Origin of the sequence: Phaeovulum sp. W22_SRMD_FR3 (genome assembly GCF_052113705.1) — a bacterium.
Classification (GTDB): Bacteria; Pseudomonadota; Alphaproteobacteria; order Rhodobacterales; family Rhodobacteraceae; genus JBGQOG01.
Genome location: NZ_JBGQOG010000004.1, coordinates 43,604 through 57,970, shown reverse-complemented (window position 1 = coordinate 57,970; position 14,367 = coordinate 43,604). Strand labels below are relative to the sequence as shown.

General features: G+C 67.0%; 14 protein-coding genes. 4 read left to right on the top strand and 10 right to left on the bottom strand.

What is annotated here, in order from left to right; translation table 11 throughout:
* Nucleotides 1-7: 7 nt before the first annotated feature.
* Nucleotides 8-607: a GNAT family N-acetyltransferase gene (locus ACEN2S_RS06530; protein WP_441863963.1), complete on the bottom strand. Its 600-nt coding sequence runs from the start codon at nucleotides 605-607 to the stop codon at nucleotides 8-10.
* Nucleotides 604-1,347 carry a molybdenum cofactor guanylyltransferase MobA gene (gene mobA, locus ACEN2S_RS06525; protein WP_441863960.1) on the bottom strand — a complete coding sequence of 248 codons (744 nt, stop codon included), beginning with the start codon at nucleotides 1,345-1,347 and terminating at the stop codon, nucleotides 604-606. The genes ACEN2S_RS06530 and mobA overlap by 4 nt, the downstream gene beginning before the upstream one ends.
* A 97-nt stretch (nucleotides 1,348-1,444) precedes the next feature.
* On the opposite strand from mobA, the gene ACEN2S_RS06520 reads away from it, so the two are divergent.
* Complete coding sequence (locus ACEN2S_RS06520) at nucleotides 1,445-2,170, top strand: AzlC family ABC transporter permease (RefSeq protein ID WP_441863957.1); 726 nt, start codon at nucleotides 1,445-1,447, stop codon at nucleotides 2,168-2,170.
* On the top strand, nucleotides 2,170-2,499 hold the full coding sequence (locus ACEN2S_RS06515) for an AzlD domain-containing protein (protein ID WP_441863955.1): 330 nt from the start codon (nucleotides 2,170-2,172) through the stop codon (nucleotides 2,497-2,499). Before ACEN2S_RS06520 ends, ACEN2S_RS06515 begins: the two co-directional genes overlap by 1 nt.
* A 116-nt stretch (nucleotides 2,500-2,615) precedes the next feature.
* On the opposite strand, the gene ACEN2S_RS06510 is transcribed toward ACEN2S_RS06515, so the two are convergent.
* The 5 genes from ACEN2S_RS06510 to ACEN2S_RS06490 form a co-directional block, all read right to left on the bottom strand.
* On the bottom strand, nucleotides 2,616-3,224 hold the full coding sequence (locus ACEN2S_RS06510; protein ID WP_441863953.1) for a hypothetical protein: 609 nt from the start codon (nucleotides 3,222-3,224) through the stop codon (nucleotides 2,616-2,618).
* 22 nt (nucleotides 3,225-3,246) lie between these two features.
* A complete protein-coding gene (locus ACEN2S_RS06505) occupies nucleotides 3,247-3,381 on the bottom strand; it encodes an aa3-type cytochrome c oxidase subunit IV (RefSeq protein WP_441863951.1) in 135 nt (44 codons plus the stop codon).
* A 110-nt stretch (nucleotides 3,382-3,491) separates the two neighbouring features.
* On the bottom strand, nucleotides 3,492-3,959 hold the full coding sequence (locus ACEN2S_RS06500; protein WP_441863949.1) for a DUF6173 family protein: 468 nt from the start codon (nucleotides 3,957-3,959) through the stop codon (nucleotides 3,492-3,494).
* Nucleotides 3,956-5,032, bottom strand: a complete 1,077-nt coding sequence (locus tag ACEN2S_RS06495) for an MBL fold metallo-hydrolase (protein WP_441863946.1) — start codon at nucleotides 5,030-5,032, stop codon at nucleotides 3,956-3,958. The genes ACEN2S_RS06500 and ACEN2S_RS06495 overlap by 4 nt, the downstream gene beginning before the upstream one ends.
* On the bottom strand, nucleotides 5,029-6,723 hold the full coding sequence (locus ACEN2S_RS06490) for an acyl-CoA dehydrogenase (RefSeq protein WP_441863943.1): 1,695 nt from the start codon (nucleotides 6,721-6,723) through the stop codon (nucleotides 5,029-5,031). The genes ACEN2S_RS06495 and ACEN2S_RS06490 overlap by 4 nt, the downstream gene beginning before the upstream one ends.
* 114 nt (nucleotides 6,724-6,837) lie before the next feature.
* Between ACEN2S_RS06490 and ACEN2S_RS06485 the strand changes: the two genes are divergently transcribed.
* Nucleotides 6,838-7,794 (top strand): L-threonylcarbamoyladenylate synthase, encoded by a 957-nt coding sequence (locus ACEN2S_RS06485; RefSeq protein ID WP_441863940.1) that lies wholly within the window; start codon nucleotides 6,838-6,840, stop codon nucleotides 7,792-7,794.
* A 26-nt stretch (nucleotides 7,795-7,820) separates the two neighbouring features.
* On the opposite strand, the gene ACEN2S_RS06480 is transcribed toward ACEN2S_RS06485, so the two are convergent.
* Entirely contained in the window at nucleotides 7,821-8,393 is a 573-nt protein-coding gene (locus tag ACEN2S_RS06480) for a YqgE/AlgH family protein (RefSeq protein WP_441863937.1), read from the bottom strand.
* Between the two features lie 157 nt (nucleotides 8,394-8,550).
* On the opposite strand from ACEN2S_RS06480, the gene ACEN2S_RS06475 reads away from it, so the two are divergent.
* Entirely contained in the window at nucleotides 8,551-9,381 is an 831-nt protein-coding gene (locus tag ACEN2S_RS06475; RefSeq protein WP_441863934.1) for a protein-disulfide reductase DsbD domain-containing protein, read from the top strand.
* Between the two features lie 7 nt (nucleotides 9,382-9,388).
* Here the strand turns inward: ACEN2S_RS06475 and ACEN2S_RS06470 are convergent, their stop codons facing one another.
* Entirely contained in the window at nucleotides 9,389-12,766 is a 3,378-nt protein-coding gene (locus ACEN2S_RS06470) for an efflux RND transporter permease subunit (protein WP_441863930.1), read from the bottom strand.
* Between the two features lie 2 nt (nucleotides 12,767-12,768).
* The gene (locus ACEN2S_RS06465; protein ID WP_441863928.1) at nucleotides 12,769-14,262 is read right to left on the bottom strand and encodes an efflux RND transporter periplasmic adaptor subunit; all 1,494 of its coding nucleotides are present in this window, start codon (nucleotides 14,260-14,262) and stop codon (nucleotides 12,769-12,771) included.
* Nucleotides 14,263-14,367: the final 105 nt, after the last annotated feature.

Sequence of the window (14,367 nt, the reverse complement as noted above, 5' to 3'; positions counted from 1 at the left end):
CTGCGGTTCAGACCGGCCGCGCCATCACCACCACCGCGTCATAGGCATAGAGCCTGCGCACCAATCCGCTTGCGTGATGCGGATAGAGGTGGCCGCGGATGACAAAGCCTTCGCGCGCATAGAGCGCCCGGGCCCGCAGATTTTCCGCGACCACATCCAGACGCAATTCCGAATGCCCGCGCCAGCGCGCCTCGTCGCTCAATGCCGCCAGCAGCGCCGCGCCGATGCCCTGCCCCCGGCATTCCGGGGCGACCACCAGCCCGTCCACCACCAGGGCCTGCGGCTCGATGTCGTGGTTGAGCAGCCACAGACAGGCCTGCCGCCACAGCCCGCCCCACCAGCCATAAACCGCCCGCAGATCACGGGCCTCTCCGCCGACGAACGCGCCCTTTGCCGAGCGAAATCCGCCGACGCCACAGAGCACGCCCTCCGCCGTCAGCGCCACCACCGCATGATCATGCTGCACGACCCGGGCGATATAACGAAGCGCCAATGGCTCGGGGCCCATCACGGCGCCGAGTTTGCCCGCAAAGGCCTGCCAATAGAGCCGGGCCGCCGCCGGTGTTTGCGCGGGCGGCAGACCATGCTGAATGCGGATACCCCTCATCCTGCGGCGCCGGGGGCTGGCGGCGCAAGGACCGCGATCATCGCCTCTGCCGCCGCCAGATCCTCCGGCGTGTTGAGATTGCCAAACGGATCCGCCGCAGCCTGCGACGCCCCGGCCCCGATCCCGGCCCCGATCAGGCCGAACGGCACTTCGACAGCCGCATCCAGCCCGAATCGCAAGCGACGCGTGCCGGTGGCCAGCGCCGCGCGCAGCGCCGCCGCAGCCCCCGCCACCGGGCGCAAGGCGCAGGTGTAATGCATCCGGCCGAGGCTGCTGGCGCAGGCTGCCCCCCCGCCCGCAGACGCCGCCGCCTGCAACCGGGCCACCAGATCGGACGGCAGAAAGGGCGTGTCCACCGCCACCGTCACCAATGCCTCCGCGCCCTGCGCCGCGGCCCAGTCCAACCCCGCCAGCACCCCCGCCAGCGGGCCCAGACCCTGCGCCTCCCGCGGGTCGGCCAGCACCGGCACGCCGGGCAACAGCGCGGCAAACCGCTCAGGCATCCCATTGGCCGACAGGGCAAAGCGCGCGACCTGCGGCGCCAGGCCTGCGGCCACATGCGCCACCAGCGGCCGGCCAGCCAAAGACAGCAGCGCCTTGTCCGCACCGCCCATCCGCCGCGCCGCACCGCCCGCAAGGATCAGCCCCATGATTGCCATTTCAACCTGCCCGCCAGGCATCGGTGCCACGCCCCGCAAGACCGTCACCGCGCCGCCATTCTGTGCATCCGCAAGGGCCATCCTGTGCGAACCTGTCTGGTCCGCATCTGCACGGCACCTTGCATCCGCCATCCCGTGGCCTATGACTGACCCATCGTCCCGGACAGAGCAAGCAGACATGTCAAATCCCGTTCCTCCCCCGCATACACCCGGCCGTGCCTATTGGCAGGGGGTACAGTTGGCCCTGCCCTTCATATTGGTCGTGGTCCCTTTTGGCCTTCTGTTTGGCGTTGCGGGCACCGAAGCGGGCCTGACGCTGGCGCAGGTCATGGGGTTTTCAACCCTGGTCATCGCGGGCGCGTCGCAGTTCACCGCCCTGCAGATGATGAGCGATTCTGCCCCGATCCTGCTGATCATCGCCACCGCGCTGGCGGTCAACCTGCGGCTGGCGATGTATTCCGCCAGCCTTGCGCCGCATCTGGCCCATGCCAAAGGCTGGCAAAAGCTGCTGGTTGCCTATGCGCTGTTTGACCAGAATTACGCAGTGACCATCTCCGATTATGAAGCGCATCCCTGGCGGACCCTGCGCGACAAGCTCGCCTTTTACGCAGGCGCCGCCACGCCGATGCTGCCGGTCTGGATCGGTGCGACATTGGTCGGCGCCACGGTGGGCCAGGCGATTCCGCCGTCATTCGCGCTGGATTTCGCCGTGCCGATCACCTTTCTGGCAATGATCGGCCCGATGCTGCGCACGCTGGCGCATGTGGTGGCGGCTTTCGTCTCGGTCGCGGGCGCGCTGGCGCTGGCCTTTCTGCCCTCGGGCGTGGGCCTGTTGATTGCGGCCGTGCTGGCGATGATTGCCGGTGTGCAGACCGAGCTTTGGATGAAAAGGCAGCGCGGCTGATGTATTACTCTACGCTTGAAATCTGGACGATGATCCTGGCGCTCGGACTGGGCACCTTTCTGCTGCGCCTGTCCTTTCTGGGCATGACCGGCAAACGCAGCCTGCCCGAGAGCCTTCTGCGCTATCTGCGCTATACGCCGGTGGCCGTGCTGCCCGGGTTGGTGGCACCGGGCGTGCTTTGGCCCGCCGGTACCGATGGCATCTTTGACCCGGCCCGTCTGATCGCCGCCATGATGACGGTGGTGGTGGGCATCGTCACCCGCAACACATTGGCGGCCATCTGCGCAGGCGCACTGACACTCTACGCCGCGCTCTATCTCCTCGGCTGAGCGCGCGCCCCGGCTGAGTGTGCCCAGACGGAGCCCGCCCAGACGGAGCCCGCCATCCCCCGAAAATCAAAAAGCCCCGCCGAAGCGGGGCTTTTTTCATCGCGCGATGGGCACTGTTACCGCCGACGGTCTGTCGCCTGCACCATCAGCACATCCGTGTGGTTTGCGGGATCGCCATCGTAATTGTCTTTCGAGGTCACGCCCGGCAGTTCCGCGAACCGCTTGGACAGGCTGATCGGGCTGAATGTGCGGCCGATACCCTCAAATCCGGGCACCCCCGACAGTACATCCGTGACGGCCGACGCACAAAAGGCCTTGGGTGCCGCCCCATGCGCCTCGGCGCGCTGGATCAGCATCTCGGCCACTTCCGGCGAGACCGGCACCTTCTGCTCGCGCACGAAATAGGTCTCGCGGGCGTGATAGTCGATGTAGAATGCCTTCATCTTGTCGGTGATGCCGAAATGCACATCGTTCCGCTCGGGCACATTCGGGTGATACCAGGTGCCGGCGGGATCGAACATGATCCGCTCGCTCCCGTCGATCATCAGACCCGAGTGCCCCCCCTGACCGCGTGGAATCCCCACAACGGTGAACAGGGTGACAGAGGGCGGATTGCCCGAATGATAGGCCGCGGCGCGCACCTGTTCATCGGGGGCCCATTTCGGCTCAGCGCCGCAGGCCGCCAGGGCCAGTGGCAACACCAGCCAGATCAGATGCCGCAGCATGCGCATCCCTTTCTTTGGAAAATCAGGCGTTGGCCAAAGCCATGAACACCAGAACCGCACAGATCACGATGACCGAGCGGGTGGTGAAGGTGATGAAACCGTTGTAGGTTTTTTCCTGGGCGCGGATGTCCATCTTGCCCGGTACGAAGTCAGCCATCTTGCTCTCCTGACGAAATATTCACGGCTGGACCTAGCCGAAAAATCCTGCGCTGTCACGCCCCGAGGGGCAAATGTATCCGCAAAACCTGCCTTTGTTGTAGGGCGGTCTCAGCGTGCATCAAGGTCTGCCGAGAGGCGAAATCCGATGCGGCGCGGCGCTTCCTCGGGCACAACCTTTTGCGCGGCCACCAGCATGACATTCAGCTGGCTGACATGCTGCACCAGCTGCATCTTGGCGCCCTGCTCATCGCGGCCATAAAAGGTCAGCAGATCGGGGGCGAAATAGCCCATGCCCTCGATGCGGATCACCCCCGCCGCCGTCCCGGCAAGGCCAAGCCCCACCTCATGTTCGGCATCCAGATGTTTCTCGAAATCGGCGATGTAGAGCACCAGCCGCTCATAGGCCCATTGCGCCTCGCTTTTTTCCGCCACCGTCTCCCGGGTCAGCGATTGCGGCAGCGGGCGGCATTCCGGGCTGTCCACCCCCGGCACGCAATGGAACGCATGCGCCTGCGGCAGCGCGGCATTCTCATGTGCTTCAGCGGTGGTCATGATGTCGGGTGCGTCATTGCTCATGCCAGTCTCCACAGATGCGCGCCATCGGCGCGGGTCTCCGGGGCGATAACGCCTTGATGCCACAAATGGTTCAGATGCGCGACGGCCTCGACCAGCGCCAGCCCGTATTCCGCCGGGCCAATGGCGCGCTTGAACAACAGCGGGAAACATTCCGCCGCCGTGCGCGGCCCCTCAGCCAGTGCCTCGGTCAGGCGGTCGAGCGCGTTCAGATGGTTCTCAATCATCTGCCGCAGGCGCAGCGGCAGGCCGGTGAAGGGGAGTTTATGCCCCGGCAGCACCAGATGCCGCCCCTCGGCCAGGGTCTGGAACCGGCGGCAGGCGGTCAGCCATTCACCCACCGGATCAGCGAGCGGCTCCGAGGCATAGACCCCGAGATTGGCCGAGATCGAGGGCAAAAGCTGGTCGCCGCCGATCACCAGATCATCCTCAAGGCTCCAGAAGGTGGCATGTTCGGGCGCATGGCCATCGCCCATATGCACCCGCCAGCGCCGCCCGCCCATCTCCAGCACTTGCCCCTCGGTCAGCCGTGTATAGCCCTGCGGCAAAGGATGGACGCAATCGGCGAAATTGAAGGGCCGCTCCGCCGCGCGCTGCGCATATAGCGCCGGGTCCATCCCGGCGGCGCGCCAGAAGGCCAGCGTTTGCGCACTGGGAAGGGGCTGCTCATCCAGCACCAGCATCCGCGCCATCAGCCAACTGGTGCGTGTGGTCCAGAGGGCGGCGCCGCGCGCCATCAGCCAGCCCGCAAGGCCGATGTGATCGGGGTGGTAATGTGTCACCACCACCCGCCCCACCGGCTTGCCCGCCAGCGGTCCGGCCAAAAGCCCCTCCCAGATCGCGCGGGCCTTGGGCGTGTCCAGACCGGGGTCAATCACCGTCCAGCTGTCGCTCTCTTCCAGCGCATAGGCGTTGACATGGTCAAGCGCCATCGGCAGCGGCAGGCGCAGCCAGAGAACCCCCGGCGCCACCTCTTGCGCGACACCAAAGTCAGGCGCGTCGGCCCAGGGGTAGCGGATCACCATGGCCTCAGCCGCGGCCGCCGCCCCAAGTCCCGATGCGCCCGCCGCGCTCATGCGCCCAGATCCTCGGCGCTCAGCGCATAGAGCCCCGCCGATCCGGCCCGCGCCTCGGCCAAGGCGGCGGCATATTGCGGCAAGAGCCGTTGGATATAGACAGCGGCGAGCGCCTTGCGGGCGCCATCCCCGACCAGCGCCGCTTTCAGGTGGAAATGCGCGCCCAGCACCCGCGCAAAGGCCCGCAGATAGGGCACCGCGCCCGCAAAACGCTCTTGCGCGGGCTGGCCGAGCAGCCATTCGGTGGCCTCGCGCAACGCCTCCGCCGCCTGCCAGACGCTGTCGGCCAGATCGGGCAGCGTGGCGCGCGCCGATGCCGCGGCCTCTTCGACCTCGGCCAGCAGGCGAAAGGCCGCCGCGCCGTCATCCATCATCTTGCGGCCCACGAGATCCATCGCCTGAATGCCGTTGGTGCCCTCATAAATCGCGGTCACCCGGACATCGCGGTAAAACTGCGCGGCACCCGTCTCCTCAATGAACCCCATGCCGCCATGCACCTGCACGCCCATTTCCGCCACCGAACAACCAATGTCGGTGCCATACGCCTTGGCGATCGGCGTCAGCAGCGCCGCGCGCGCCTGCCATTCCGCCGCCGCCTCCGGTTTCACCCCGCGCGCCATATCCAGTGAGACAGCGCAGGCCATGGCGATGGCGCGGGCGGCAAAGACCTCGGCCTTCATCGTGGCCAGCATCCGCCGCACATCGGCATGGTCGATGATCGCGCCCATCTGCTGACGGTCGCGGGCATAGTCCACCGCCTTTTGCGTCGCCGCCTCGGCCACACCGATGCCCTGAATCCCCACCGCCAGACGGGCGTTGTTCATCATGGTGAACATCGCGGCCATCCCCTTATGCGGCGCGCCGACCATCCAGCCCGTCGCCCCCTCAAAGGCCATCACGCAGGTGGGTGAGCCGTGCAGACCCATCTTGTGCTCCAGGCTGACCACTTTCAGATCATTCGGCACCCCGGGCTTGCCCGCCGCATCGGGCAGGAATTTTGGCACCATGAAGAGACTGATCCCCCGCGTCCCTTCGGCCGCCCCCGGCAGCCGCGCCAGCACCAGATGGCAGACGTTTTCCACGACATCGCTGTCGCCCCAGCTGATGTAGATCTTCTGCCCAGTGATGCGGTAGCTGCCATCCGCCTGCGGTTCGGCCTTGGTGCGCAGCGCGCCCACATCCGATCCCGCCTGCGGTTCGGTCAGGTTCATCGTCCCCGACCATTCGCCCGAGATCAGTTTCGGCAGATAGAGGTCCTTGATCGCGTCGGAGGCGTGATGCTCCAACGCCTCGATCTGGCCCTGAGTCAGCAAGGGATTCAGCTGCAACGACAGGCAGGCACCCGACATCATGTCGTTCACCGCCATGTTGATCGCCTGCGGCAGCCCCATACCGCCATATTCCGGCGCGGCCGCCACCCCGACCCAGCCGCCCTCCGCAATCGCCTTGTAGCCCGCCGCGAACCCGGGCGAGGTGCGCACCACGCCGTTTTCCAGCCGCGCGGGATGCAGGTCACCCGGGCGTTGCAAGGGGGCCATCACCTGATCGCAGAGCCGCCCCGCCTCGGTCAGGATCGCCTCCACCGTCTCCGGCGTGGCCTCGGCGAAACGCGGGCAGGCCGCCACCGGTGCCAGCGGCACCACCTGATCCAGAATGAAGCGGAACTCCGCGACGGGCGACGAATACGGCATGGCTCTCTCCCTCGGTCGCGCTTGGCAAGGCGGGGCCATGCGCGTATGCACGATCTAACGCCCCGCAGGCTAACGCAAGACCCTGCCCCGGCAACCCCAACGCTGCGTCACACGATGAACATTGAAACCCGCCTGCTGGAGCCCACCACCGAAGGGCTGACAACCGCCGCCGATATCCTGCGGGCGGGCGGTCTGGTCGGCTTTCCCTCCGAGACGGTCTATGGCCTTGGCGGCGACGCCCGCAATGACCGGGCCGTGGCGCGGATCTATGAGGCGAAGGGCCGCCCGAGTTTCAACCCGCTGATCGTGCATCTGGCCGATCTCGAGGCCGTGTCCCGCTATGCGGTGCTGGGCGATGAGGCGCGGCGCGTGGCCGAGGCTTTCTGGCCCGGCCCGCTGACCCTCGTGCTGCCGCTGCGCCCGGATTCCGGCCTGTCGGAACTGGTCACCGCCGGTCTCGGCTCGGTCGCCATCCGCCTGCCCGCGCATCCGGTCACCCGCGCCCTCTTGCGGGCCTTTGACGGGCCTTTGGCCGGGCCCTCGGCCAACCCCTCCGGCAAGATCAGCCCGACGTGGGCCGAGCATGTGATGACGGGTCTTGCGGGCCGGATCGAGGCGGTGGTCGACGGCGGCGCCTGTGAAGTGGGGGTCGAATCGACGATCCTCGCCTGTGATCCACCCGTTCTGCTGCGCCCCGGCGGCATTCCGTCTGAGGCGCTGGAGGCCTGCCTTGGCGTGCCACTCGCCCTGGGAGGTGACGCCGACAAGCCCAGCGCCCCCGGTCAGCTGTTGTCGCATTACGCCCCCGGCGCGCCGGTGCGCCTTGAGGCCCGCGCGCGGCAGGGCGATGAGGTCTGGCTGGGCTTCGGGCATGATTGCGCGGGTGCCGAGCTGAACCTCTCCCCCTCCGGTGATCTGGTGGAGGCGGCGGCGCAGCTCTTTCACCTGCTGCGGGCGGCGGATGTTCTGGCGGGCGGCAGCCGCCGCATCGCGGTCGCCCCGATCCCCGATCATGGTCTGGGGCGCGCGATCAACGACCGTCTGCGCCGCGCGGCAGCGCCGCGCCCATAGCCCCGCTCCCGTAACGCGCGCGCCGCTCAGGCATGGCCCGCGGCGGAAGAGAGCGACAAAGGCTCCACCCCCATTGAGCGCAAGGCCCCCTCCCATTTGGCCCCCGGTACGGTGCCCAACACCAGATCCAGAGAGCTGTCGGTCGTCAGCCAGCCGTTGTCGAGAATCTCATTCTCCAGCTGCCCCGGCCCCCAGCCGGAATAGCCCAAGGCCAGAATCGCCTGCTGCGGCCCGGTGCCCTGCGCCATATCGACCAGAATGTCGCGGGTCGCGGTCATCGCGATGCCGCCGCCCAGACGCAGCGTGCCTTCGCCATCGGCCCGCCGCCCTGGCCAGTCGCCCGAATGCAGCACAAAGCCCCGCCCGGTTTCCACCGGCCCGCCAAATTGCACCGGCACCGAGATCGCCCGGTCGCCCTGCGGCACCTGAATGTCGAGTTGATTGAGCAGATCGGAAAAATCCAGCTCGGGCAGCGGCTTGTTGATGATCAGCCCCATCGCGCCCTCAGGCGAATGCGCGCACATATAGACCACGCTATGTTCAAAGCGCGGATCGCCCATCCCGGGCATGGCAATCAGGATTTTGCCGGTCAGGTCCATAGGGTTCTCCTTCTCCTCAGCATCACCCGCCGCCCCGCGCCGCGCAAGGGGCGGTGCGCGATTGGCTGTGGCATTCGTGCAAGACTGGGCCCAGATGGCGCGTTTGTGACTTTCCCGCAGGCCATTCCCGGCGCTAGGTGAAGGCATGATGACCCCGATGACCCTCGATTCCCGGCCGCTGCGCAGGGGTGCCGCGCTGGCGCTCGCGCTCAGCCTGCCCCTCTGCGGCGCTGTGATGCCCGTTCCGGCGCAGGCACAGGACTTGCCGCCGGGCCTCGTCGAGGCCGATCTGCTGCCGGGTTGGGAAACCGCCACCGGCACGCGGATGACGGCGCTCCGGGTTGAGCTGGATGCCAATTGGAAGACCTATTGGCGCGCGCCGGGCGATGCGGGCATCCCGCCGCAGTTTGATTTCAGCCGCTCGCAAAACGTGGCCTCGGTGGCAATCCACTGGCCGCGCCCGCAGGTCTTTGACCTGAACGGCATGCGCAGCGTCGGGTATCTGCGCGAAATGATCCTGCCCATCGAGATCACCCCTCGTGACCCCTCCCTGCCGGTCGAGATGGAGGCGGATGTCGCCATGGGGATCTGCCATGACATCTGCGTGCCGGTTGAGCTGGGCCTGCAGATGGAGCTGAGCGGCCCTGGCGCGCCCGATGCACAGATCCGCACCGCGCTGACCCAGCGCCCCGAGACCTTCCGCGGTCAGGCCAGCTGCCACATCGAACCGATTGCCGATGGCATGCGGGTGACCGCCGAGATCAAAATGCCCAGCCTCGGCGCGGGCGAGGTGGGCCTGTTTGAGTTGAACGGCGCCCCGGTCTGGATTTCGGACAGCGACAACAAGCGGCAGGGCGGGGTACTGGTAACCAGCGCCGATTTCGTGCCCGAAGATGCCAAACCCTTCGCGCTCGACCGCTCGGCGCTGACCATCACCGTTCTGGGCGATCAGGGCCGCGCGGTCGAGATCCGCGGCTGCAAGGGCTGAGTGCCGCTCAGGCCTTGCCCGCAGCGGGCGGGGCCGCGATGAAGCGCGGCAGGATGACCGCCGCCAACCCCACCAGGCCCAGCGCGATCAGGGTAAAGAGGCCCAAAGCCTTCGCCATGCCCTGCCCTTCATAGCCCGCCAGCCCCAGCGTCGCCGCCATCGCCAGCGCCATCAGTGCGGCCATCCCCCAGAGCGCCAGCCGCGCGCGCCGCCCGCCCGCATGCCGCCCGGTCAGGCCGCGCCGGAACGCCCGCAGATGCCGCCCGAGATCGAGCTGCACCGCCAGCAAAGCGGGCACCACCAACAGCACGATCAACAGCCCGAAGCCGAGGCCATAGCAGAGCGTGATCACCGTGGGCTTGAGGAACAGCGCCGCCGCCGATTTCTCATAGAGCAGCGGCGCCAGCCCCAGCACCGTGGTCAATGTGGTCAGGAGCACCGGCCGCAACCGGTCGCCCACCGCATCCACGATCGCCGGCACCAGCCCACGCTTTTCGGCATATTCATCGACGGTCGAGACCAGCACGATGGAATCGTTGATGATGATCCCCGCCATGCCGATCAGCCCGACAATCGAGAACATCGACATCGGCAGGCCCCAGATATAATGCCCCCAGATCGCGCCAATGAGGCCGAAGGGAATGACCGACATCACCACCAAGGGCCGGGTCCAGCTGGCAAAAATCCATGCCAGCACGATGTAGATCCCGATCAGACAGAAGGCGAGGCCCAGCAGCGCATCGCTCAGGAAATCGTTTTCCTGCTCGGCCAGCCCGGCCAGCTGATAGGCCACGCCGTGATCCTCGGCCAGACGCGGCAGGATCACCTCTTTCAGCTCTTTGGTGATCGCATTGGCGCGGTCAGGATCATCCTCGGACAACTCGCCCGTCACCGCCACCAGCCGCAGGCCATTCTCGCGCCGGATGGTGGAGAAACCGGATTTGGTCGAGACGGTGACAATGTCCGACAGCGGCACCCAGGCCCCGCTCGGCGCACGCAACTGCATGGTTTCGATGAAATCGGCGGCCAGTTCGTCGTCGGGCAGTTCCACCCGGATCGAGGCCGAGCGCGGCCCGTCGGCAAAGGTTGCGGCCTCGGTCCCGTTCAGACGGCTGCGCAATTCGCGGCCCAATTCCTCGATGGTAAAGCCCAGCGCCTTGCCCTGCGGCGTCAGATCCAGCACCAGCTCGTTCTTGTCATAGGAGAGGTTATCCTCCAGCGCCGATACTTCCGGATAGGCGGCCAGCGTGCCTTTCAGATCCTCCGCCGCCGCCTTCAGCTCAGACGCCTCCGCACCGGAAAGATCGACCGAGATGCCCGCCCCGCCCGGCCCCGCGCGATAGCCGCGAAACGACAGCTCCTCCAGCAACGGTGATTTCGGCGTCGCCTCTTGCAGCGCCGCGATGAATTCCGCCGAGGAATAGGGCCGGAAATCCGGGTCGATCAGCTCGATCGAGACCGAGCCCAGCTGATCCTCATCCTTGGTGTCGGAACTGGCCAGCGCCGAGCCCGCATTGCCGCCGATCTGCGCCAGTGTGTATTTCACCGGATTGGTGCCAAACTCCGCCTCATATGTCGCGCCAAGATCGGTCACCGCCTTTTGCATGCCGGTCAGCATTGCCATCGTGTCGGCGCGCGTCGCCCCCGGCAGCATTGAGAAATTGCCCGTCACCGTCGCCTGTTCGGGCGCGTTGAAAAACCGCCATTGCACCTGACCCGACAGGATCAGCGTCACCTGAAAGGCGAGCAGCGCCAGCGCCGCCGCCAGCACCGGATAGCGCGCCCGCACCACCCCCGCGGTGATCCGCCGCATGATCCGCATGCGGAACCAGTCAAACCCCCGGTTCACCTGCCGCGAGGGCCAGTCATACCACGGCGTCTTGTCGATATGCGCCAGCGCATGCGCCATGTGGTTGGGCAGGATCAAAAAACATTCCATCAGGCTGGCCGAGAGCACGGCGATCACCGTGAAGGGAATATCGCCGATGATATTGCCCATGCGCCCGCCGATCACCATCAGGCCCGCAAAGGCGATGACCGTGGTCGCGGTCGAGGAAAACACCGGCGCGGCCATCCGCATGGCGGCATTCTCCGCCGCCTCCACCGCCGGTTCGCGCAGATGGCGCGCGCGGAAATCGGCGTGCTCGCCCACCACAATCGCATCATCCACCACGATGCCCAAAGTGATGATCAGCGCGAAGATCGAGATCATGTTGAAAGTGAGGCCCGCCATATACATGACCGCCACCGCCGCCATCATCGCCACCGGAATCCCCGCCGCCACCCAGAGCGCGGTCCGCGCATTGAGGAACAGGAACAACAGCCCCAGCACCAAAGCCAGCCCCTGAATCCCATTGGTCACCAAGAGGTCGATCCGCTGGGTGATCTGCGCCGAGCGGGTGTTCATCAGATCGATATGCGTGTCTTTCGGCAGCGTCAGCGCCATCGTGTCCACGACCTTTTGCACGCTGTTCTGAATGCCGATGGCATCGCCCTGCGCCGAGCGGCCCACATTGATCACCATCGCCGGATTCGGACCGACGTAGTAGGCACGGTTGCGCGTGGCCCCCTCGGTGCGAATGTTTGCCACATCGCCGATGGTCAGGTTCGAGCCATCGGGATTGGCGCGGATCACCAGACTGGCGATGTCGGGGGCCGAGCGTTTCTCTTCGCCGGTGCGCACCCGTGCGGCACCGCCCGCCACATCGCCCGCAGGCTGGGTGGCGGCTTCGGCGCTGATCAGCCCGGCAATCTGGCTCAGCGTGACATCATGACGGATCAGGTTGAGGCTGGGCACCTCGACCACCGTTTGCGGCGCGGCCAATCCCTGAACGCTGGTCCGCGTCACCCCTTCGGCGTAAAGCCGCACCACCAGCTCATCCGCCAGCCGCCCCAATTGCTCGGGCGAGAGCGGGCCGGTGATCACCACATCGGTCACCGTATCGCGCCAGGTGCCGCGGGTGACTTCGGGCGTTTCCGCCTCCTCGGGCAGATCGCCCGAGGTGGAAAGCGCGGTCTCCACATCATTCACCGCCCGCGCCATATCCCAGCCGGGCTCGAACTCCAGCACGATGCGCGCCGAACCTTCGGTCGCCCGCGCGCTTGAGGCGTCCACCCCCTCCACCGCCAGCAGCGAGGGTTCCAGCACCTGCACGATGGCGCGGTCGACGTCATCCGCCCCCGCCCCATCCCATTTCACCGTCACCCGGACCTCTTGCACCACGCTGTCGGGAAAGGTCTGCGCCCGCATCCGTGGCAGGGCCGCCAACCCCGCGCCGATCATCAGCACCAGCACGATATTGGCCAGCGTCCGGTGCCGGGCAAAGATCGAGAGGATCCCCCGCGCCCGCATCGCCACGCCCCTGCCCTCTGCCGGAACCGCCATCCTCAGCCCCCCATCCGGGTTTCAAGCCGCTCAATCACCTGCGCGGGCACCTCATCTTGTTGCAACTGCGCAAGGATCCGCGCCTTGGCCTCGGCGGGCATCCGGGCGTTGCCCTCGACATAGGCGATCAGTTTCGCCCGCCGCTCCGGGCTCAGCACCACGCTTTGCGCCGTCACCGGGGCGGCCGCTGCTGTCGGCGGCGTCGCCGGGCCGGTCGCAGCGCTCTCGGACCGGATCGGCCGCACCCTCAGCCCGGCGCCCAGCAGGGGAGAGCGTTCGGTGACAATCTCGCGCCCGCGCAGGGCGGCGGCCGCGACGATGACCGCATCGCCCTGACGGCGCAGAATTTTCGCGGGCAAAGCCTCCAGCCGCTCATCATCGGTCAGCGCCAGAACCATGCCATCGCTGCCCACGGCACTCGCGGGCACTTCGGCCACATCCTGCAATGCCGGTTCCGCCAGCCGCAGGGTCACGAAATCGCCGGGCCGAAAGCCCGCACCGCCTTGATCGATCTGCGCGTAAAGCAGACGTCCGGTCAGCCCCTCGCCCACCTCCGCGCCCACCCGGCTCAGATGTGCGGTGGCGGTCAGCTCATCCCCCGCCACCTCCAGCGCCACCTCGGCCTGCGTCGGCGTCAGCTGGCCCTCTGCGTTCAGCAGCCGGGCATATTGCGCGGTCGAGACCCGGAACGACACTTCCAGCGCCGCCGGATCGATCAGGCTGGCCAATTGCTCATTGGTCGAGACCAGGCCGCCCTGCACCACCATCACGCCCGAGAGATTCCCGGCGAAATCGGCGCGGATCTCGGTATCGGCCAGCTTGCGTTCTGCTTCGCGCAGCGCGATCCGTTGCCGCTCCAGTGTGGTGCGCGCCTGATCAAGCTTGCTCTGCGCCGTACTTTGCGCCGAACGGCGGGTCAGCACCGCCTGTTTCGCGGTGCTCGCCGCCAGCTCGGCGGTTTCCTGATCGGCCACGGTGCCGATGCCACCCGCGCGCAGACTGCGCTGCCGGGTCAGCGCCTGCTCGCGCAGCCGCGCCTGTTCCTCGGCGGCGGCCAGATCATCGCCGGTGATGGTGACGGCCCGCTCCGCCTCGGCCAAGGCCGCCTCGGCCTCCGAGACCGAGGCCACCAATGTATCGCGCGCTGCCTGCGCCTCGGCCGGGTCCAGCTGCACGAGAAGTTCCCCCGCCTGCACGCTGCCCCCTTCGAGGAAGTTTGGCGACAAATGCAGGATACGCCCGGCAGTGGCGGCGCGGATCTCAAGCTGCCGCAGGCTTTGCACCTGACCATAAGAGGTCAGCACCGGCGTCAGTTCCCCCACGGTGACCGGCGCGACATTGGCGGAAAACACCCGCTCGCGCGCCTGACGCGGAAAGGCTTTCTCCGCCGCGCGGGCATCCAGCGTGGTTTTCAGCATCCAGCCGCCCGCCCCGAGCAGCGCCACCGTCATCGCCACCAGAAACAACCCCATCAGGCTGCGGATCCAAAATCGCATGCGTATCGCCCTTTTATCGGCCGCGTTCGTCTGCGCGTACCACTCCCCGTCCATCCTTGCCCAGAGTACGGGCAAAACGCCGGATGCAGAACGATCTTGCGCAGA